This window comes from Pigmentiphaga sp. NML080357 (assembly GCF_002188465.1).
Classification (GTDB): domain Bacteria; phylum Pseudomonadota; class Gammaproteobacteria; order Burkholderiales; family Burkholderiaceae_B; genus Pigmentiphaga.
This window is the reverse complement of record NZ_NINW01000058.1, coordinates 140,903-160,365: the sequence shown is the minus strand read 5'-3', so window position 1 is coordinate 160,365 and position 19,463 is coordinate 140,903. Positions and strand designations below refer to the sequence as shown.

Annotated in this window: 17 protein-coding genes and 1 pseudogene; 13 read left to right on the top strand and 5 right to left on the bottom strand. The window is 67.0% G+C overall.

The genetic code is table 11. The features are described from left to right. The 3 genes and pseudogenes from CDO44_RS26935 to CDO44_RS26925 form a co-directional block, all read left to right on the top strand. Nucleotides 1-112: pseudogene (locus CDO44_RS26935) on the top strand (IS5/IS1182 family transposase); the annotation flags it as partial. A 28-nt stretch (nucleotides 113-140) separates the two neighbouring features. After that, nucleotides 141-506 carry an aspartate 1-decarboxylase gene (gene panD / locus CDO44_RS26930; RefSeq protein WP_087783350.1) on the top strand — a complete coding sequence of 122 codons (366 nt, stop codon included), beginning with the start codon at nucleotides 141-143 and terminating at the stop codon, nucleotides 504-506. A gap of 16 nt (nucleotides 507-522) precedes the next feature. Further along, nucleotides 523-1,137, top strand: coding sequence for a LysE family translocator (locus CDO44_RS26925; protein WP_087783349.1), 615 nt, complete (start codon nucleotides 523-525; stop codon nucleotides 1,135-1,137). 19 nt (nucleotides 1,138-1,156) lie between these two features. On the opposite strand, the gene CDO44_RS26920 is transcribed toward CDO44_RS26925, so the two are convergent. After that, complete coding sequence (locus CDO44_RS26920; RefSeq protein WP_087783348.1) at nucleotides 1,157-2,200, bottom strand: NAD(P)-dependent oxidoreductase; 1,044 nt, start codon at nucleotides 2,198-2,200, stop codon at nucleotides 1,157-1,159. A gap of 32 nt (nucleotides 2,201-2,232) precedes the next feature. Between CDO44_RS26920 and CDO44_RS26915 the strand changes: the two genes are divergently transcribed. The 3 genes from CDO44_RS26915 to CDO44_RS26905 all read left to right on the top strand — a co-directional run bounded on the left by CDO44_RS26915 (nucleotide 2,233) and on the right by CDO44_RS26905 (nucleotide 6,996). Further along, on the top strand, nucleotides 2,233-3,279 hold the full coding sequence (locus tag CDO44_RS26915) for a CDP-6-deoxy-delta-3,4-glucoseen reductase (protein ID WP_087783347.1): 1,047 nt from the start codon (nucleotides 2,233-2,235) through the stop codon (nucleotides 3,277-3,279). Nucleotides 3,280-3,347: 68 nt separating this feature from the next. After that, nucleotides 3,348-4,538, top strand: a complete 1,191-nt coding sequence (locus CDO44_RS26910) for an acetylornithine transaminase (RefSeq protein ID WP_087783346.1) — start codon at nucleotides 3,348-3,350, stop codon at nucleotides 4,536-4,538. 133 nt (nucleotides 4,539-4,671) lie between these two features. Beyond that, complete coding sequence (locus CDO44_RS26905; RefSeq protein WP_087783345.1) at nucleotides 4,672-6,996, top strand: ATP-dependent DNA helicase; 2,325 nt, start codon at nucleotides 4,672-4,674, stop codon at nucleotides 6,994-6,996. 20 nt (nucleotides 6,997-7,016) lie between these two features. Here CDO44_RS26905 and CDO44_RS26900 read toward each other — a convergent pair whose 3' ends face one another. From CDO44_RS26900 to CDO44_RS26885, 4 genes are read right to left on the bottom strand one after another with little or no spacing between them, the layout of a single operon-like run. Continuing rightward, nucleotides 7,017-8,171, bottom strand: coding sequence for a hybrid sensor histidine kinase/response regulator (locus tag CDO44_RS26900; protein WP_087783344.1), 1,155 nt, complete (start codon nucleotides 8,169-8,171; stop codon nucleotides 7,017-7,019). Next, on the bottom strand, nucleotides 8,172-8,798 hold the full coding sequence (locus CDO44_RS26895) for a chemotaxis protein CheB (RefSeq protein WP_087783343.1): 627 nt from the start codon (nucleotides 8,796-8,798) through the stop codon (nucleotides 8,172-8,174). A gap of 1 nt (nucleotide 8,799) precedes the next feature. Beyond that, a complete protein-coding gene (locus CDO44_RS26890; RefSeq protein ID WP_087783342.1) occupies nucleotides 8,800-9,621 on the bottom strand; it encodes a protein-glutamate O-methyltransferase CheR in 822 nt (273 codons plus the stop codon). Nucleotides 9,622-9,639: 18 nt separating this feature from the next. Then, nucleotides 9,640-12,780, bottom strand: a complete 3,141-nt coding sequence (locus CDO44_RS26885; RefSeq protein WP_087783341.1) for a response regulator — start codon at nucleotides 12,778-12,780, stop codon at nucleotides 9,640-9,642. 298 nt (nucleotides 12,781-13,078) lie between these two features. On the opposite strand from CDO44_RS26885, the gene CDO44_RS26880 reads away from it, so the two are divergent. The 7 genes from CDO44_RS26880 to CDO44_RS26850 all read left to right on the top strand — a co-directional run bounded on the left by CDO44_RS26880 (nucleotide 13,079) and on the right by CDO44_RS26850 (nucleotide 19,438). Continuing rightward, nucleotides 13,079-14,242: an ABC transporter substrate-binding protein gene (locus tag CDO44_RS26880; RefSeq protein ID WP_087783340.1), complete on the top strand. Its 1,164-nt coding sequence runs from the start codon at nucleotides 13,079-13,081 to the stop codon at nucleotides 14,240-14,242. Nucleotides 14,243-14,324: 82 nt separating this feature from the next. Beyond that, nucleotides 14,325-15,188 carry a branched-chain amino acid ABC transporter permease gene (locus CDO44_RS26875; protein WP_087783339.1) on the top strand — a complete coding sequence of 288 codons (864 nt, stop codon included), beginning with the start codon at nucleotides 14,325-14,327 and terminating at the stop codon, nucleotides 15,186-15,188. Then, a complete protein-coding gene (locus CDO44_RS26870) occupies nucleotides 15,185-16,183 on the top strand; it encodes a branched-chain amino acid ABC transporter permease (protein ID WP_087783338.1) in 999 nt (332 codons plus the stop codon). Before CDO44_RS26875 ends, CDO44_RS26870 begins: the two co-directional genes overlap by 4 nt. Beyond that, nucleotides 16,180-16,920, top strand: a complete 741-nt coding sequence (locus CDO44_RS26865; RefSeq protein ID WP_087783337.1) for an ABC transporter ATP-binding protein — start codon at nucleotides 16,180-16,182, stop codon at nucleotides 16,918-16,920. Before CDO44_RS26870 ends, CDO44_RS26865 begins: the two co-directional genes overlap by 4 nt. Nucleotides 16,921-17,171: 251 nt before the next feature. Next, nucleotides 17,172-17,873: an ABC transporter ATP-binding protein gene (locus tag CDO44_RS26860; protein WP_087783336.1), complete on the top strand. Its 702-nt coding sequence runs from the start codon at nucleotides 17,172-17,174 to the stop codon at nucleotides 17,871-17,873. 33 nt (nucleotides 17,874-17,906) lie between these two features. Next, complete coding sequence (locus CDO44_RS26855) at nucleotides 17,907-19,106, top strand: cytochrome P450 (RefSeq protein WP_087783335.1); 1,200 nt, start codon at nucleotides 17,907-17,909, stop codon at nucleotides 19,104-19,106. Nucleotides 19,107-19,117: 11 nt separating this feature from the next. Then, on the top strand, nucleotides 19,118-19,438 hold the full coding sequence (locus CDO44_RS26850) for a 2Fe-2S iron-sulfur cluster-binding protein (protein WP_087783334.1): 321 nt from the start codon (nucleotides 19,118-19,120) through the stop codon (nucleotides 19,436-19,438). The last annotated feature ends 25 nt before the right edge of the window (nucleotides 19,439-19,463 follow it).

Genomic DNA, 19,463 nt, shown 5'->3' with positions numbered 1-19,463 from the left:
ACTGTTCCGGCGCCTCAAAGGCTTCCGGCGCATATTCTCGCGATTCGACAAGCTGGATGTGATGTTCATTGCCTTCATCAATTTCGCGCTCATCGTTGATGGGCTTAGATAGTGTGAACACGCCCTAGGACACCCGAGTTATGCAACGCATTATGCTTCGCGCCAAGATTCACCGTGTGGCGGTGACTCAGGCCGACCTGAACTACGAAGGCTCGTGCGGGATCGACGAAGATTTTCTCGATGCCGCCGGCATGAAAGAGTACGAGCGCATCGAGCTCTACAACATCAACAACGGCGAGCGTTTCTCGACCTACATCATCAAGGGCAAGCGCGGCAGCGGCGAGATCTCGCTCAACGGCGCGGCGGCCCGCCGGGCGCACGTGGGCGACCTGATGATCATCTGCACCTACGGCCCGATGACCGACGAGGAAGCGGCCGAGCACAAGCCCATCGTGGTGCTGGTGGACGAGAACAACCGCATCAAAGAAGTCATCAGGAAGTCCTGAGCCTGCCGGTGCGCCGATGCAGGCCGATCTGCTGCTTTTCCTTTCCCTTTCCGTCGGCGTGACCATCGCGCCGGGACCGGACAATCTCCAGGTACTCGCCCGTTCGCTCAGCCAGGGCCGCTCGGCCGGCATCGCCGCCGCCCTGGGCTTCGCTGCGGGCTGCCTGTTCCATACCGCCCTGGCGGTGCTGGGCGTGGCGGCGCTGCTCAAGGCTTCACCCATGGCCTTCGACGCGATCCGGCTGGCGGGCGCCGCCTATCTGCTGTGGCTGGCGGTGCAGGTGCTGCGCAACCGGGGCGGTTTCTCGCCTACGGGCGGGCCGCCGCCGCTCGGTCTCGCGCGCATCTTCGGGCAGAGCGTGCTGGCGAACATGCTCAATCCCAAGGTCACCCTGTTTTTCCTGGTTTTCCTGCCGCAGTTCGTGAATCCGTGGGTCGGCCATCCCGATTGGCAGATGCTGTGGCTGGGGGTTATCTTCATGGTCCAGGCGGCGGTCGTGTTCTGCCTCATCGCCTGGTTCGCCGGGCTGGTGGGGCGGTTGCTGCGGCGCCGGCCTCAGATCGGCGCCTGGCTGGACCGGCTCGCGGGGCTCATTTTTCTGTTCCTGGCCGTTCGCATCGTCTGGGAGTAGTGCGCGCCGGCGGGCCGCGTCACTTTTCGCCAAACCAGGCGCGCAGCGCCTGGTGGACCGAGGGGTGGCGCAAGCGGACGCGCAACTCGGCCAACAGGCGGCGGTTGTCCAGGCGGCGGGATTCCTGCATGAAGGACCACATGGCCGGAGTGACCGCCGCGCGCACCTCGGCGGCCGGGAGCCGGGGCGGGCGGGGAAGGCCGGCAGCGTCGGCGACCGCGTCGAAATAGTCGCCCATCTTCAGGTCCTGGCCATCGGCCGCATGGACCACCCGCTGGGGGCGGCCGCGATACAGGGCGGTTTCCAGCGCACGCGCCAGGTCGCCGATCTCGATATGGTTCGTGAAGACGTCGTCCTCGGCTACCAGGCGCGGCAGGCCGGCGCGCAGCCGCTCCAGCGGCAGCCTGTCCCGGCCATAGATGCCGGGAATGCGCAGCACGATGGCGCGCCAGGGCAGCAGCCCCAGGCCGGCCCGGCGTGCGCGCGAAGGACCGGCCGCGCGCCAGACCGCCTCGGCCGCCACCCGGCGCCGGCCGCGGGGGGAGGCGGGTTGCAGGGGCGCCGTCTCCGCCAGCCGGCGTCCCTGCGCGTTGCCGTAGACGCCCGTCGTGCTGGCGTAGACCACCGTCACCGGCCGGTCGGCCCGGTCCAGGGCGCCGGTCCGCCGTTTGGCTACAATGGCGGGATGCCGGACACGATGCGTGCCGAGGCCCGTCGGGGCCGGCAATGCGCGCGCTTTCCGGGCCGGCCGCCGTAATACGGCCGCCAGCCGTCTCGAGCGCGGATCGTCGTCGCCCTGGCCGGGCGGAGGCGCCAGCATGAGGACATCGGAGGCCAGGCCTCGCAGGCGTCCGAGCTGCCGCAGGCAGTCCAGGTTGCCGAGCAGCGGGATGGCGCCCGCGGCGCGCAGTTCGGACAGCCGCTCGGGGCTGGACGTCAGCGCAAAGACCCGTTTCCGGCCGGCCAGCCGTTCCAGGACGTGCATGCCCGTGTCGCCGCAGCCGACGATCAGTAGGCGCGGGCGGCGCAGGCGCGCGGCTTGCGCAGGCTGCGGGGTATTCATCGTATTTCCATCGTTTTTATAGGATCCGGGTGATGAGTCATCAGGTCACCGTTCTGCCCAGCGGTCATCAATTCATGGTCCAGGAAGGCCAGACCGTGCTCGACGCCGCGTTGCAGGCAGGCGTAATGTTGCCTTATAGCTGCAAGAATGGCGCGTGCTCGTCGTGCAAGGGCAAGCTGGTTGCCGGCCAGATCGAGCTGGGGCCCCACCAGGCCCAGACGCTGACGCCGGAAGAGGCCGAGCTCGGGCTGACCCTGTTCTGCGTCGCCAAGCCGCTTACCGACCTCACCATCGAGGCGCGCGAAGTCCAGGGCATCGGCGACATTCCCATCCGCAAGATGCCGTGCCGGGTGCAAGGCCTGACCGAGGCCGCACCCGACGTGCGGATCGTCCGGCTGCAGTTGCCGGCCACGGAGCAACTGCGTTTCAACGCCGGCCAGTACGTCGAGATCATCATGAAGGACGGGCGCCGCCGCTCGTACTCCATGGCCAACGCGCCGCACGAAGAGGGCGCCCTGGTGCTGCATATCCGCCACCTGCCCGGCGGGGCTTTCACCGACCACGTGTTCGGCGCCGGCGCGACGCAGCTCAAGGAGCGCGACATCCTGCGCTTCGAAGGGCCGTTCGGTTCGTTCTTCCTGCGCGAGGACAGCCACAAGCCCATCGTCATGGTGGCCAGCGGCACCGGCTTCGCGCCGATACGGGCCATGGTGGAGCACATGATCCACAAGGACATCCGCCGTCCGGTCCGCCTGTATTGGGGCGGGCGCCGCCCGCGCGACCTGTACATGGACGAGGTGGCCCGCGAATGGGCGCGCTCGCATCCCGACTTCCGGTACGTGCCGGTGGTTTCCGACGCACTGCCCGAGGACGCGTGGACCGGCCGGACGGGTTTCGTGCACCGGGCGGTCATGGAGGATCTGCCCGATCTTTCCGGCTACCAGGTGTATGCCTGCGGCGCGCCCATCGTGGTCGAATCGGCCCATAGGGATTTTGTACAACAGTGCGGACTGCCTGAAGACGAGTTTTATGCGGACTCTTTCACGTCCGAGGCAGACATCGCGCGCAACACGGTGTAATGTTTATCGACCCGCCGCTTCGGCGGGTCGTCCATTTTCGCCCCCCGGGCACGCAAGGAGTTTGAGTCATGGAATTCGGCCAGTTCAACGTCAACGCCCTCATGGAGATCACGCAGCGTCCGGACCTCGTGTTCATCCGAGGGCAGGGGTCGTGGCTGGAGGACCATGCCGGCAAGCGCTATCTCGACTTCGTCCAGGGGTGGGCGGTCAATTGCCTGGGGCATTGCCCGCCGGAAATCGTCAAGGCGGTGGAGGCGCAATCGCGCCTGCTCCTGAACCCGTCGCCAGCGTTCTACAACCTGCCGTCGATCGAGCTGGCCACGCGCCTGACCGAAGCCTCCTGCTTCGACCGCGTGTTCTTCGCCAACAGCGGCGCCGAGGCCAACGAGGGCGCGATCAAGCTCGCGCGCAAATGGGGCCAGGTGCACAAGCAGGGCGCTTTCAAGATCATCACCTTCAACCACAGCTTCCATGGCCGCACGCTGGCGACCATGTCGGCCTCCGGCAAGCCGGGCTGGAGCACGATCTTCGCGCCCCAGGTCGACGGCTTCCCCAAGGCGGAACTCAACGACCTCGCCTCGGTGGAAGCGCTGATCGACGACCAGACCGTCGGCATCATGCTGGAACCCGTGCAGGGCGAAGGCGGCGTCATCCCGGCCACCGCGGAGTTCCTGCAGAACCTGCGCAAGCTGGCCGACGCGCGCAAGCTGCTGCTCATGGTCGACGAAGTGCAGACCGGCATGGGCCGCACCGGCACGATGTTCGCGTACGAACAGGCCGGCATCCGCCCCGACATCATGACCCTGGGCAAGGGCATAGGCGGCGGCGCTCCGCTCGCGGCCTTGCTGGCACGGGAAGAAGTCTGCGTGTTCAAGCACGGCGACCAGGGCGGCACGTACAACGGCAATCCGCTCATGACGGCCATCGGCGTGGCGGTGTTCGATACGCTGGCCGCCCCCGGGTTCCTGGAAGGCGTGCGCGAGCGTGCCGAGCATCTGTCGCAAGGGCTGGCCAGGCTGGCCGGCAAGTGGGGCATGCCGGGCGAGCGCGGCAACGGCCTCTTGCGCGCCCTGGTCATGGACCGCGAGGACGGTCCCGCCATCGTCGAGCGGGCCCGCACGCTGGAACCCGATGGCCTGCTGCTGAATGCGCCGCGCGGCAACCTGCTGCGTTTCATGCCCGCCTTGAACGTCGGCAAGGACGAAATCGACCAGATGCTCGAGCGCCTGGACGGCATCATCGCGACGCTGCGCAAATAGCCTTGTCATCGTCCGGCCGCCGTTCCTGCCGGCGGCGGCCCTCCCTTCCGTGCGCCTGCTATGATGACTGTATGGATATACAGTATTTGTCGCGCGGTGGGCATCGGTGCGCGGAGGCGCGGGGGCGGGGCCAATGAGCGCGCGCCCCGGGGCAGGGGAAGGGCGCGACGCCTCTTCCGGGTCCGGCGCCGTGCCGCGGGATGCCGGGTTGCCCGCGTACACCGTCGCCGTTCGCGCCCTGTGCGAGTTCACCGCCCGCCAGGGCGATCTCGACCTGCGCTTCACCCCCGCGCCGTCGGCCCAGGAAGGCCAGGCCGGCCATGCCTTGATCGCCACGCGGCGCGGCGCGGACTACGAAACCGAGATCGCGCTGGCCGGCACCTATCGCGAGATGCGCGTGCGCGGCCGTGCCGACGGGTACGACCCGGCCGCCAATCGGCTCGAAGAATTCAAGACCCATCGCGGCCGGCTGGATGCCCTTCCCGGGCATCGCCGTGCGCTGCACTGGGCACAGGCGCGGATGTACGGCCACCTGCTGTGCGCGGCGCGCGGGCTGCCCGGCCTGGAAGTGGCCTTGGTCTACCTCGACGTTGCCAGCCAGCGCGAGACCGTGTTGACCGAGACGCATACCGCGGCGGAACTCGCCGCCTTTTTCACCGAGCAATGTGAACGCTTCCTGGCCTGGGCGCTTGCCGAGCGGGCGCATCGGCAGGCCCGCGATGCCGCCCTGGCGGCGCTGGAGTTTCCGCACGGCGCCTTCCGCCCGGGCCAGCGCGAACTTGCCGTAGCGGCCTACCGCGCGGCGCGCGACGGCCGCTGCCTGATGGCCCAGGCGCCCACGGGCATCGGCAAGACGCTGGGTACGCTGTTTCCCGTTCTGAAGGCCTGTGCCGCCGACGGCCTCGACAAGGTTTTCTTCCTGGCGGCCAAGAGTTCCGGGCGCGCGCTGGCCCTGGGAGCTGTCGACGCGCTGCGAGGCGCCGCGGCCAAGCTGCCGCTGCGCACCTTGGAGCTGGTGGCGCGCGACAAGGCCTGCGAGAATCCCGGCCGCGCCTGCCATGGCGATGACTGTCCCTTGGCTCGCGGTTTCTACGACCGACTGGCCGCGGCGCGCGCCGAGGCCGCCGCGGCCGGCGGCAACTGGGATCGCGCCGCCGTCCGCCGCCTCGCGCTGGCTCACGGCCTGTGCCCTTATTTCCTGGCGCAGGAGCTGGCACGCTGGAGCGACGTGGTGGTGGGCGACTACAACTACTATTACGATACCAGCGGCCTCTTGTATGCCCTGACCGTGACCAGCGGCTGGCGCGTGGCGGTGCTGGTGGACGAAGCCCACAACCTGGTCGAACGCGGGCGCGGCATGTACAGCGTCTCGCTCGAACAGGCCGCGCTGAAGGCAGCGCACGCCGTTGCGCCCGCGGCGCTGCGCAAGCCGCTGAACGCGGTCCAGCGACAATGGGCCGCCTGGAACCGGCTTCAGGCGGCGCCCTACCAGTGCCATCCCGCCGTGCCCGCGGCTTGGCTCGCCTCGCTGCAGCACGCCACGGCCGCGATCACCGACCACCTGGCCGAGGCGCCCGTGGGCATGGACCCGGCCTTGCAGCGCTTTTACTTCGACGCGCTGCACTTCATCCGCCTGGCCGAACAATTCGGCTCCCATTCGCTGTTCGATGTGACGCTGGCGCGGCCCGCTCTCTCCACGCTCAGCTTGCGCAACGTGGTTCCGGCGTCGTTCCTTGCGCCGCGCCACGCGGCTGCCCACGCCACAGTCCTGTTTTCCGGGACGCTGGGACCGGCCGACTTCTATCGCGACACGCTGGGCCTGCCGGCGGATACGGCCTGGCTCGAGGCACGAGCGCCGTTCCGGCCCGAGCAGCTGTCCGTGCGTATCGCCGGACATGTCTCCACGCGCTTCCACGACCGCGAACGATCGGTCCCGGCCATCGCTTCGCTCATCGCCAGGCAGTATGCGGCGCGACCGGGCAACTACCTGGTGTTCGCCAGCAGTTTCGATTATCTGCGTCGGCTGTCGGAAGGCGTGCGCGAGCAGGGAGGCGAGTGGCCGCTATGGGTACAGACGCCCGACATGGACGAAGCCGGGCGCGCGGACTTCCTCGCCCGCTTTGCAGAAGGCGGGCGCGGAGTAGGCTTCGCGGTGCTCGGCGGGGCGTTTTCCGAAGGCGTGGATCTGCCCGGTTCGCGGCTGATAGGCGTGTTCATCGCCACCCTGGGCCTGCCGCAGGTCAACGAGGTGAACGAACGGATGCGGGAAGTCATGGAGGCGCGCTTCGGCCGCGGGTACGAGTACACCTATCTGTATCCGGGCCTGCGGAAAGTGGTGCAGGCGGCCGGAAGGGTGATACGGACCGAGCAGGACGAAGGAATGGTGATGCTGATCGACGACCGGTACCGGCGGCAGGAGGTGAGAAAGCTGCTGCCGGGGTGGTGGCAAGTGGCTTGACGGGCCGGTGCGGCCCTTTTTCAGCGATGCGGGTTCGCCGCCGGCGCGGGCAGCGGCGACGCGATACCGGCCCGGGTGGCGTCGCAACGGCGAGGCAGGACGACTTCGAATATCGTCAGGCCCTCGGTTTCGCAATTCACCGTCAGCTGTCCCTGGTGGACGGCGACCAGTTCCTTGGCTATGTAGAGCCCCAGTCCCAGGCCCCCGGAAGCGCGCGGACGGATTTTCGCGGCGGCGAAGGGTTGAAACAGGTGCGTCCGGACCTCGGGATCGAGAGTGCCCGCATTGCATACCTTGACCGTCACGGTCTCGTCCTTCGTCCCGTCCACGCTGACGGAAACCGGGGCATGCTGCATGCCGTGCTGCAGCGCATTGCCGACCAGATTCGAGAAGACCTGCTGCAGGCGGTCCCGATCCCAGGTGCCCCGGGTGTTTCCCCAGTGCTCCAGCTTGATCGATCGCTTGTCGCCCAGCGGGTCCAGTTCCTGGACGATGTGGCCGCACAACTCGGCGAGGTCGATCGGTTGGTTGCTGATCGCAATCGCGCCGGTGCGCATGTGCGCCAGGTCCAGTAGTTGATCGACCATGCGTGCCATCCGGTGCCCGCTGTTCTTGATGCGGGTGGCCCAGTCGCGCGTCTGGCCGTCCGCAGCGGTCTGGATCAGAACGTCGGATATGTTTACGACGGCCGACAGCGGATTTCGCAGGTCGTGCCCCAGTACGGCCACGAACATTTCGTTGGTGCGCAGCAATTGGGTCAGCTTGTCCAGCTGCTCGGCCAACTGCAGCCGCTGCTGCTGCAGTTCCACGAATACGTCTATCTTGGTGCGCAAGATATGCGGTTCGAGCGGCTTGTAGAGAAAATCCACCGCGCCTGCTTCATAGCCGCGGAACGTGCGATGGGCGCTTCGATCCGCAGCCGTCAGAAAGATGATGGGAACGTGGCGCGTACGAGGACTGCCGCGCATCAGCTCGGCCAGTTCGTAGCCATCCATGCCGGGCATGTGCACGTCCAGCAGCGCCAGGGCGACGTCATGCTCGAGCAGGAGTTCCAGCGCCGTGGTGCCGGAGTTCGCACGCAGGAGCTCCACATCGGGCCGCCGCACCAGCGCTTCCATTGCGACGATGTTTTCTTCGATGTCGTCGACCACGAGGATTTTTACCGAACGTGACATTCATTGTTCCTTCTGGATCTTGTCTGCGGGTTCGCCGGCGCTTGCCCGGCCCAGCGCAGCCATAGCCGCGGCCATCCGGGCCAGCGGCAGCACGGCATCGACCGCGCCGGTGGCGATCGCGCTGCGCGGCATGTCCGGCGCAAAAGCCGTGTCCGGGTCCTGGGCCCAATTGACGCCGCCCGCGCGCCGAATGGCGTGCACACCGGCCGACCCGTCGTTGTTGTAGCCGCTCAGGACGATGCCGAGCAGCGCTTCGCCGTAGACATCGGCCGCGGTATCGAACAGCACGTCGATGGACGGGCGGGAGAAATTCACGGCCTCGTCCTGCGTAAGCGACCAGGTCCGGTCGCTTTCGACCAGGAGATGATAATCGGGAGGCGCGAAGTAGACATGCCCTGGCTCGATGGGTTGCTTGTCGCTGGCCTCGAGAACCGGCAGCGCGCAGCGGTCGGCAAAGATGTCGGCAAGCATGCTGCGTTGTGACGGCGCAATGTGCAGCACCACGGCGATGGCGGCAGGCAGGCCCGCCGGCAAGGCGGGCAGCAATTCGCCGAGCGCCTCGATGCCGCCTGCCGAGGCGCCAATGGCAATGGCCTCGAGCCGTCGGGGGGCAGGTGTCTTGTCCATGCTATTGCTTCCGGTAGATCTTCTCGGCCGGAGCGAAATCCTCGAATGACTCGCTGGCGGCGGTGAAACGAATGTTCTCCTTGCTGCCCAGTCCCAGGAATCCGCGCCTGACGAGCGCGTCGCGGAAGAGGCCCAGGGCGCGGTCCTGCAATGAACGGTTGAAGTAGATCAGCACGTTGCGGCAGGATACCAAGTGCACTTCCGAAAATACGCTGTCGGTGGCGAGGCTGTGGTTGGCGAATACCACCTGCGACTTGGAAAAGCGCGCGAACGACGCCGCGCCGTAGGCGGCATGATAATAGTCCGACAGCGAGCCCTTGCCCCCCGCCGCGAGGTAGTTGCGGCTGAATTCGCCGATGCGGTCCGTGGAGTAGATGGCGGCTTCCGCGGCCCGCAAGGCCTGGGGATTTATGTCCGTCGCGTAGAAAAGCGTGCGGTCGCCCAGGCCTTCCTCGTGCATCAGGATCGCGAGCGACCAGAGTTCTTCCCCCGTGCTGCAGCCGGCCACCCAGACCTTGATGGAAGGGTAGGTCCGCAGCACCGGCACCACATGCTCGCGCAGCGCCTTGAAATACGCCGGGTCGCGAAACATCTCGCTGACCTGTACCGTCAGGTACTGCATCAGCTTCGGGAATACCTCGGGTTCGTGCCACACGCGATCCTGGAGCTGCGAAAGCGTCCGGCACTCGAACACGGGCAGGGCCTGCGCGATGCGGCGACGCAGCGAGGTCGGCGAGTAGTCCCGGAAGTCGTGCTGATACTTGAGGTAGATGGCCTCGAGCAGCAGGCCGAGTTCCAGGTCGAAATCCTTGTTCGAGGCCACGGACCGCTCCTTGCACGCTTATTGCGGCAGCCATACTCGGCAGAGCGAGAGCAGCTTGTCCACGTCGAGCGGTTTCGAGATGTAGTCGCTCGCGCCGGCGTCCAGGCACCGCTGCCGGTCGGCGGGCATGGCCTTGGCCGTCAGCGCGATGATCGGGAGCTTGTCGAATTGCGGCTTGCCGCGTATTTCGCGCATCGCCGTCAGTCCGTCCATTTCGGGCATCATGATGTCCATCAGCACGAGATCGATGTCGTTCGAGCGGTCGAGTGCTTCCAGCGCTTCCCGGCCGTTGCGGGCGATCTCCAGCTGCGCGCCCAGCGGTTCGATGACCTGCGACAGCGCAAAAATGTTCCGGATGTCGTCCTCGGCCAGCAGGATGCGCCGTCCTTCGAACGCCGAATCACGCTTGCGCGCTTCCTTCAGCATGCGCTGCTGCTCGGGCGGCAGGTCTGATTCGACGCTGTGCAGGAATAGCGTGACCTCGTCCAGCAGGCGCTCGGGGGACTTGGCGCCCTTGATGATGATGGATTTCGAATAGCGGCGAAGCCGTTGCTCTTCTTCCGCGGTGAGGGAGCGGCCGGTGTAGACGATGACGGGGGGGAATGCATAGGGCCCGTCGCCGGCCATTTTCTCGAGCAGTTCATAGCCCGACCCATCCGGCAGGGCAAGGTCCATGATCATGCAATCGAAGCTTGTGGTGCGCAGCTGCTCCAGCGCATCCGCCATCGTTCCGACGCCTATCTGCTCGAGGCCGGGCGACTGCAGCAGCAGCTGGATGTTGCCGCGCAGCGTCTCGTCGTCTTCGACCACCAGGATGCGGCGCAGGCGCTGCTTGAGCCGGGCCTCCAGGGATTGGAGCGCTTCGGCGAGCCGGTCGCGCGCCGACGGCTTGAGCGTATAGCCGATCGCGCCCAGCTGCAGGGCTGTCTCGGTATAGTCCGAGGCCGACGCGACGTGGACCGGGATGTGCCGCGTGGCCGGATCGCGTTTCAGGCGTTCCAGCACGCTCAGGCCGGAGTCGTCGGGCAGGCCGATGTCCAGCAGGATGCCGCAGGGTTGCAAGGTCCTTGCCAGCTCCATGCCTTCATTGGCCGTCGTCGCCACCACGCAATCGAAGTCGAGCTCGTGGGCCAGGTCGTACAGTATTCGCGCAAAAGGCAGGTCGTCTTCGATGGCCAGGATAAGGCGGCCTGAGCGGGCAAGGTTCGCGCGATCGTCGACCATGGCGGCGCGGTGGACCGGCTGGGGCGCAGGTGCCACGGCGGCCGCCGGCGCCGCGCTGGCGGCCGGGTCGGATCCGCTGGCGACTTTCTCCGCCGCACGGGGGGCGGCAGGCTGTGCGGACGCGGCGTGGCCAGGCGCGCCGCCTTCCTGCGAGGCGTGGATGGCCACGGTGAGCGAGAACGTGCTGCCGCCGCCGACCGTGCTGGAGACGGTGATGTCGCCGCCCAGCAGTTGCGCGAATTCTTTCGAGATGGACAGTCCCAGTCCGCTCCCGCCGTACTTGCGGCTGGTCGTCCCGTCTGCCTGGCGGAAGGCCTCGAAGATCACCTCCTGCTGGGAGGGGTCGATCCCGATGCCCGTGTCCACCACGTCGAAGCGGACGTGCTCTTCGCCCGCGGGCTGCACCCGCAGGGTTACGCTGCCGGCATCGGTGAACTTGAAGGCGTTCGACAGAAGATTCTTCAGCACTTGCTGCAGGCGCTGGTTGTCGGTCACCAGGACTTCAGGCGCCTCCTGTCCCTGCTCGATCCGGAATTGCAGCCGCTTCTGGCTGGCGACCGGGTCGAAAAACCGCCGCATCGTATCGAGGATGGCGGCGACCGTGACCGGCTCGGCATGGATGTCGATATGGCCGGCCTCGATCTTGGACAGATCGAGAATGTCGTTGATCAACAGCAGCAAGTCGGTATTGGACGAATGAATCGTCTGGGCGTAGCGGACCTGCTCGTCGGTCAGGTTGCCGTCCTTGTTCTCCGCCAGCAGCTTGGCGAGGATCAGTGAACTGTTGAGCGGCGTGCGCAGCTCGTGGGACATGTTCGCCAGGAATTCGGACTTGTATTGATTCGCCTGCTCCAGGGCGCGGGTGTTCTCGGCCAGGGCGCGCTGGGTGGTGATGAGGTTCTTCTTCTGCCGTTCCAGGCTGTCGGTGTATTCCTCCAGCTGCCGGTTGGTCTGCTCGAGTTCGGCCTGCTGGGTTTCCAGCCGGGATTGGGATTCCATGAGCGCCCGGCTGCGCTCTTCCAGCTCTTCGTTGGATACCCGGAGTTCTTCCTGCTGGACCTGCAATTCCTCGCTCTGGCGCTTGGTTTCGGCCAGAAGGGTCTCGAGGCGCGTCCGATATTGGGCTGATCGCAAGCCTTCGCCTATGTCCTCGCTTGCCGCCCGTACCATCTCGATGGCATCGGGCGTGATGCCGTGGGTGCCGAGAAAGCCGAGCTCGATCGCCCCGACCACCGCGCCGTCGGCGACGAGTGGCGACGCGATGATGCCGGCGGGGGGCGCGCTGCCGAGCGCCGAGCCTATTTTCAAGTAGTCGGACGGGGCGCCTTCCAGTACCAGGGGCCGGCGTTCGAGAACGGCCTGGCCGATGGCGCCGTCTCCCAACGGGATTTCCATCGGTGCCCGGTCTTTTTCCGGCAGCGCCCAGGCCGCCACCTGGCGCAGCCTGCCTCCATCGAGGGAGTACAGCACGCCCACCTTCGCATCGAGGTAGCCGGCCAGCGTTTGGAGCACGCCGGCGGAGAATTCCGCTTCGCTTTTTTCCCCTTGCGTCTGTACGGTCAACCGCATCCGGCCTTCCTGGATCCAGGCGATGCGCCGCAGATTCGCGCCCGACTGGATGTAGAGAGACACGACGGCCGCCAGCGCAAACAGGGTGATCGCGCCTATGGTGCGGTTCAGCGTGGCCATCAGCGCGAGTTCGGCGCTCGTGGGGGACAGCATGTAGCCGGCGGCAAGCAGCACCGTCGACGCGATCGCCACGAAAAACGGGGCCAGGCGGTTGCGCGACAGCAGGCAGCATGTCACTGGCGCTATGTAGAAAATCCATTCCACGAAGCCGATGGGCGTGAATATATCGGCAATGAAGACAAGGGCGGCCATCACGCCGGCCATCAAATAGACATGGAACGAAGAGAGATTGCGAGGCAGGGCCATGGGCGTCTTTGTTGCGCGGAGGTCTGACGGTGCCTGCGTCGGTGTAGCCCGACTCAGAGGGAATGCCTGAAGCGAAGAGGGCTCGCCTAGGCGGAGCGCGGCCGGGAAGCCGGCCACAAGCATATATCGCCGAGTGGCTCGGCGCAAAACGGCCCGCCTCCCGGGGAGTCCCGGGCAGGCGAACCCGCGATGCCCTCACCCGGACGTTAGGGAAATCAACTAGTTGATTAACCAACTTTCTTCCTCCAGAATCGCCTCACTGCAACAAGAAATCGCCACGAGACGAGGAGCAGGAGACATGAAGACACTCATCCGCCGGGCCATGGTGGCCGCGGCCGTGCTCTGTGCCGCGCAGGTGCAGGCGGCCACGATCAAGGTCGGGATCATCGGCCCGTTCTCCGGGCCTTTCGCCCACTACGGCAAGCTCTACAAGGACAGCGTCGAAGCCTATCTCGCCACCCAGGGCGGCAAGCTCGCAGGGCACGAGGTGCAGGTGCTCTATCGCGACAACGGCGGGCCGAATCCCAGCGGCACCCGCGCCCTCGCGCAGGAGCTCATCGTCAAGGACAAAGTCGACTATCTCGGCGGCTTCGTCTTCACGCCCAACGCCATGTCGGTGGCGCCGCTCATTACCCAATCGAAGACCCCGACGGTCATCTTCAACGCGGCCACTTCCGACATCACCGAAAAATCGCCGTATTTCGTGCGGACTTCGTACACGCTGTGGCAGGTCACCGTGCCGGCCGCGCGCTGGGCCTACAAGCAGGGCAAGCGCAAGATCGTCACGGCCGTGACCGACTACGCGCCCGGCGTCGATGCCGAGACCGCATTCAAGACGGAGTTCGCCAAGCTCGGCGGCACGGTGGTTGAATCCATCCGCATGCCCATCAGCACCACCGATTTCGCGCCGTTCGTGCAGCGGATCAAGGCCAGCGGGGCCGAGGGCGTGTATGTGTTCCTGCCGGGCGGGCCGCCCAACCTCGGCTTCGTCAAGGCCTACAACGAGAACGGCCTGCGCGCGGCGGGCGTCGAATTCCTCGGGTCGGCCGAGACCGATGAGTTCGATCTGCAGAAATTCGGCGATGCCGCGATGGGCCTGACCACGGTCTTCCATTATTCGGCGGCGCACGATTCCGACGCCAACCGCAAGTTCGTGGCGGCGCTGCAGAAGCAGAGCAAGGATGCCATCGCCAACTATGCGTCGGTGGGAGCCTGGGACGGCATGTACGTCATCCAGAAGATGATCGAGGCCACCGGCGGCAAGCGCGACGGCGCGGCGGCGCTCGAGGCCGCCCGCAAGCTGTCGTGGGAAAGTCCGCGCGGGCCGGTGAAGATCGATCCGCAGGCGCGCCATGTCACGCAGAACGTCTACCTGCGCAAGGTCGAGCGCAGCGGCGGTCTCCTGGTCAACAAGGAAATCGAGAGCTTCGGCCCGCAGCCGGATTTCGGACTCAAGAACTAGGCGTCCCATCTCTACGCGATGCCGCTCGACCCGGCCAAGCGGCCGGGCAGGGCGCCCGACGCCAACCGCAACCGCGACCGCCATGCACATTCTCGCCAACATCCTGATCGATGGGATTTCCTATGGGATGGTGTTGTTCATCATCTCCGTGGGGTTGTCCATCACGCTGGGGTTGATGCGCTTCATCAACCTGGCTCATGGCGCCTTTGCCATGACGGGCGGCTATCTCGCCGCCTGGCTGGTGCGCGTCGAAGGCTGGGGCTATGCCGCCAGCGTCGGCGCCGCCGTCCTGCTCACCGCCGTTCTCGGCGCGGCGCTCGAAGCCATCGTCCTGCGAAAGTTGTATCGCCGCTCGGAGCTGGACCAGGTGCTGTTCACCATCGGCCTGGCCTTCGTCTTCGTGGCCGCCACCAATCTCGCATTCGGGCCGCAGGTCCAGATGATTCCGCTGCCGGCATGGCTGGCGGGTTCGGTCGATCTGGGCGTGCGCACCCTGCCGGCGCAGCGCGTGCTGGTCATCGTCGCCGGGGCCGCCGTGGCGCTGCTGTGCGGGCTCGTCGTCACGCGTTCGCGCTTCGGCGTATGGCTGCGTGCCGCAGTCGACAACAAGGATGCGGCGGCCACGCTGGGCGTCAACATCCGGCTGGTCAGCGGCCTGACTTTCGCCGCCGGCTGCGGGCTGGCGGCCTTGGGCGGCGTGCTGGGCGCGGAGCTGATGCCGCTGGAGCCCTACTACGCGCTCAAGTACCTCGTGCTGGTGCTGGTCGTCGTGGCTGTGGGAGGGATGGGCAGCATTACCGGCACGCTTGCCGCGGCGGTATTGCTGGGCGTGATCGAAACCGCCAGCAAGTACCTCGCTTCCGAGTACGGCAGCCTGTTCTTCTTCGTCGCCATGATCGTGGCCTTGTCGGTACGTCCCCAGGGCCTGCTCAGGAGGGCGGCATGAATCGCGCGGGCATCGAGCGGGCGCTCGCGCCTTCGTCCCCGGCCCGGCACGTCGGCATCATCGTGGCCGTGGGCCTGTGCGGCCTGCTGCTGCCGGACCAGTGGCCCCTCCTGGCGCGCATCGGCGTCATGGCGCTGTTCGTCCTGTCGCTGGACCTGGTGGTGGGCATCGCCGGGCTGGCCACGCTGGGCCACGTCGCCTTCTTCGGCATGGGCGCCTACACGGCGGGCATCGTCGCGCTGCGCTGGTCTGCCGATCCGCTCGTCGGGCTGGCGGCCGGCGCCGCCGCCGGCGCGCTGACTGCGGCGGTCTCGGGCGTGCTGGTGCTGCGCTACCAGGGTTTCACCTTCCTGATGCTGACAGTCGCCGTGGCGCAGATATTGCACAGCCTCGCCAACAAGCTACGCGGCTTGACGGGCGGCGACGATGGCCTGTCCGGCTTCGCCGTGGACCCCGTGCTCGGCATCGCCCCCTTCGACCTGGAAGGCAAGGTCGCCTACCTGTATGCGCTCGCGGTGCTGGCGGCCAGCTACTACGTCGTCAAGCGCATCGTCGATTCTCCCTTCGGCCTGTCGGTGCAGGGGGTGCACCAGTGCCGCGCGCGCATGTCGGCGCTGGGCACGCCGGTGGCCCGCCAGCTATGGAAGATGTACGTCGCGGCCGGCCTGTTCGCGGGCATGGCGGGGGCCGTGTCGGCGCAGATCAGCGGCATCGTGGGGCTGGACAGCTTCGGCTTCTCGCTGTCGGCCGAGGCGCTCGTAATGCTGATACTGGGCGGCGCCGGGCGCCTGTACGGGGCGCTCGTCGGCGCGGCGATCTTCATGGCGCTGCACCATACCGCGTCCTCGATCAATCCCTACCATTGGCTGTTCGTCATCGGTGGCCTGCTGATGCTGATCGTGCTGGTCCCCCAGGCAAGACTGGCGGCCTGGTTCCGCGCGGTGCCCCGGCCCTGGGCCGCCCCGCCGCGCGCGGGCAAGCGGGAGGCCGCATGACGCTCAGCATACGCAAGCTGGACAAGTCTTTCGGCGGCCTGCACGTGACGCGGTCCGTCTCGTTCGAACTCGGACGGGGCGAGCGGCTGGCGCTGATCGGGCCCAACGGCGCGGGCAAGACCACGCTGGTGAACCTGATCTCCGGCACGCTCAAGCCCACCGGCGGCGACGTCTACCTGGACGAGCGGCGCCTGACCCATCTGCCGCAGGCGCGCAGGGTGCGCTGCGGCCTGGCGCGGACTTTCCAGATCACCACGCTGCCGCCCCGCATGCCGGTGCTGAACCAGATCGAGATGGCGATACACGCCCGTCTCGGCATGGAGCACCGGTGGTGGCGGCCGTTCAGCGCATGCCGGGAAGTGCGCGACGAGGCCTGGGCCGTCCTGGAGCGCCTGGGGCTGGAGAAAGCCGCGGGACTGGCGCCTAGCAACCTGGCCTATGGCGAGCAGCGCCTGGTGGAGATTGCCCTGGCGCTGGCGCTGCGGCCCGAGGTGCTGATGCTGGACGAGCCCATGGCGGGCGTGCCGCGCGGGGAAAGCCGGACCGTGCTGCGCGCGCTGGAGGAATTGCCCGGCAGCCTGTCCATCCTGATGATCGAACACGACATGGACCTGGTCTTCAGTTACGCGCAGCGCATCATCGTACTGGCCGAGGGCCGCATCATGGCCGAGGGCACGCCCGAGGAAATACGCCGACATCCCGAGGTGCGCACGGCCTATCTGGGAGCGAAGGCATGAGCGCGCCCGCCCGGCCGCCCGAAGGTCGCGCTCCCTCCCCCGGGGAGGATGTCGCGCAGCGACAGGAGGGCACATCAGTGAGCGCGCCCGCCCGGCCGCCCGAAGGGCGCGCTCCCTCCCCTGGGGAGGATGTCGCGCAGCGACAGGAGGGCACACCAGTTAGCGCGCCCGCCCGGCCGCCCGAAGGGCGCGCTCCCTCCCCTGGGGAGGATGTCGCGCAGCGACAGGAGGGCACACCAGTGAGCGCGCCCATGCTGCAGCTGCAGGACGTGGTGGCGGGCTATGGCCCGGTGACCGTGCTCAATGGCCTGTCCATGGAGGTGCAGGCGGGCAGCCTGACCGCGCTGCTGGGCCGCAATGGCGTGGGCAAGTCCACCACGATGAAAGCCGTCATGGGCCTGGCCCAGGTCAAGTCCGGCCGCATCCTGTTCGATGGGCGCGACATCACGCATTGCCGTCCCGACGAGCGGGCCGCGCTGGGACTGGGCTACGTGCCCCAGACCCGCGACATCTTTCCTTCGCTTTCGGTGGAGGAAAACCTGGTGGCCGGCCTGAAGCGGTTTCCGTCCGCCGATCTCGAGCAAGCCTACGCGCTGTTCCCGCGCCTGCGCGAACGCCGGCGCAACCGCGGCAACCAGTTGTCCGGAGGCGAGCAGCAGATGCTGTCGGTGGCGCGCGCGCTGCTGGGCCGGCCGCGTCTCCTGCTGCTGGACGAACCGCTGGAAGGCCTGGCTCCGGTGATCTGCCAGGAATTGCTGGAAGCCTTCCGCCAATTGGCGAACGAGGGCGGGCCGGCGATGCTGATCGTCGAGCAACAGGTGCAAGAGGTGCTGGCCTTCGCGCAACGAGGCGTGATCCTCGAACGCGGCAGCGTCGTCCACCAGAGCGACTGCGCGATGCTGCGCACCCGCGACGACATTCTCGATCGTTACCTGGGCATGGCCATCGAATGAGCGCCTGCCCCATCGAACCGTAAGAGGCGAACCATGACCGATATAGCCGCCGATGTTCCCGTGGTCGATTTCGACCCGTTCAGCGACGCGTTCCTGACCGATCCCTACGACTATCACCGGCAGATGCGGGATGCCGGTCCGGTGGTGCACATTCCCAGGTACGGCATCCTCGCCGTCGCGCGCCATGCCGAGGTGCATGCCGTGCTGAACGACTGGCAGACGTTCATTTCCTCGGCGGGCGTCGGGCTGGCCAACTTTCGCAAGGAAAAGCCGTTCCGTCCGCCCAGCCTGATCCTGGAGGCCGATCCGCCGCAGCACACCCGGTCCCGTACGGTGCTGGGCCGCATCCTGTCGCCCAAGACCGTGCAGCAGATCCGGCCGCACTTCCAGGCCGAGGCCGAAGCGCTGATCGACCGGTTGCTGGAGAAGGGCACGATCGACGGCGTCAAGGAATTGAGCGAGGCGTATCCGCTCAAGGTCTTTCCCGACGCCGTGGGACTGACGGAGGAGGGGCGGGAGAACCTGCTGGCCTACGGCGACATGGTGTTCAACGCCTTCGGTCCGAACAATCAGTTGCTGATCAACGCCGCCAAGCGGGTCGAGCCGCTGACCGACTGGATCATGACCAACTGCCAGCGCCGGAACCTGCGCCCGGGCGGCTTCGGCGACCAGATCTACCAGGCGGTCGAGAGCGGCGAGCTGACCGAGGCCGAGGCGCCCATGCTGGTGCGCTCCTTCCTGTCCGCCGGTGTCGATACCACCGTCAACGGCATAGGCAATGCGCTGTGGTGCCTGGCCAACCACCCGGATCAATGGGACAAGCTGCACGCCAATCCGGCGTTGGCGCGCCCGGCCTTCGAGGAGTCGCTGCGCTTCGAGTCTTCGGTGCAGACGTTCTTCCGCACGGCCAGCCGCGATTGCGAGCTGGCCGGCGTACCGGTCCGTTCGGACACCAAGGTATTGACCTTCCTTGCCTCGGCCAACCGCGATCCCCGCCATTGGGAGAACCCCGACGTATTCGACATCGAGCGCCGGGCGACCGGCCACATGGCCTTCGGCTCGGGCATCCACGGTTGCGTGGGCCAGGTCGTGGCCCGGCTGGAGGGTGAACTCATCCTCTCCACGCTGGCCCGGCGAGTCAAGCGCATCGAACCGCTGGGGCCGCCGGTGCGTCGCCTGAACAATACCTTGCGGGCGCTCGCCAGCCTGCCGTTGAAATTCCATGCAGCGTGAAGGATAACCGTATGCCCGAAGTACACCTGATCCAGCCCGACGGCCGGCGCGTCACGCTCGACGTGCCGGTCGGCACCAGCATCATGCAGGCGGCCGTGTCGGCCGGCGTGACCGGCATCGTGGCCGAATGCGGCGGCTCGTGCATGTGCGCGACCTGCCACGTCTACGCCGACGAGGCCGCGCTGGGCAAGCTGCCGCCCATGCTGCCCACCGAGCATGAAATGCTGGAGTGCACGGCCAGCGAGCGCCGTCCCAATAGCCGCCTGAGCTGCCAAGTTAAAATGAGCGAAGAGTTGGCCGGGCTGTCGTTCACGCTGCCGGAGAGCCAATAGCCGATCCACGCACCGCCACCCGTCG

Coding starts and splice junctions, on each gene's coding strand:
- panD (WP_087783350.1), top strand. CDS start 141: ATGCAACGCATTATGCTTCGCGCCAAGATTCACCGTGTGGCGGTGACT.
- CDO44_RS26925 (WP_087783349.1), top strand. CDS start 523: ATGCAGGCCGATCTGCTGCTTTTCCTTTCCCTTTCCGTCGGCGTGACC.
- CDO44_RS26920 (WP_087783348.1), bottom strand. CDS start 2,200: ATGAATACCCCGCAGCCTGCGCAAGCCGCGCGCCTGCGCCGCCCGCGC.
- CDO44_RS26915 (WP_087783347.1), top strand. CDS start 2,233: ATGAGTCATCAGGTCACCGTTCTGCCCAGCGGTCATCAATTCATGGTC.
- CDO44_RS26910 (WP_087783346.1), top strand. CDS start 3,348: ATGGAATTCGGCCAGTTCAACGTCAACGCCCTCATGGAGATCACGCAG.
- CDO44_RS26905 (WP_087783345.1), top strand. CDS start 4,672: ATGAGCGCGCGCCCCGGGGCAGGGGAAGGGCGCGACGCCTCTTCCGGG.
- CDO44_RS26900 (WP_087783344.1), bottom strand. CDS start 8,171: ATGTCACGTTCGGTAAAAATCCTCGTGGTCGACGACATCGAAGAAAAC.
- CDO44_RS26895 (WP_087783343.1), bottom strand. CDS start 8,798: ATGGACAAGACACCTGCCCCCCGACGGCTCGAGGCCATTGCCATTGGC.
- CDO44_RS26885 (WP_087783341.1), bottom strand. CDS start 12,780: ATGGCCCTGCCTCGCAATCTCTCTTCGTTCCATGTCTATTTGATGGCC.
- CDO44_RS26880 (WP_087783340.1), top strand. CDS start 13,079: ATGAAGACACTCATCCGCCGGGCCATGGTGGCCGCGGCCGTGCTCTGT.
- CDO44_RS26875 (WP_087783339.1), top strand. CDS start 14,325: ATGCACATTCTCGCCAACATCCTGATCGATGGGATTTCCTATGGGATG.
- CDO44_RS26870 (WP_087783338.1), top strand. CDS start 15,185: ATGAATCGCGCGGGCATCGAGCGGGCGCTCGCGCCTTCGTCCCCGGCC.
- CDO44_RS26865 (WP_087783337.1), top strand. CDS start 16,180: ATGACGCTCAGCATACGCAAGCTGGACAAGTCTTTCGGCGGCCTGCAC.
- CDO44_RS26860 (WP_087783336.1), top strand. CDS start 17,172: ATGCTGCAGCTGCAGGACGTGGTGGCGGGCTATGGCCCGGTGACCGTG.
- CDO44_RS26855 (WP_087783335.1), top strand. CDS start 17,907: ATGACCGATATAGCCGCCGATGTTCCCGTGGTCGATTTCGACCCGTTC.
- CDO44_RS26850 (WP_087783334.1), top strand. CDS start 19,118: ATGCCCGAAGTACACCTGATCCAGCCCGACGGCCGGCGCGTCACGCTC.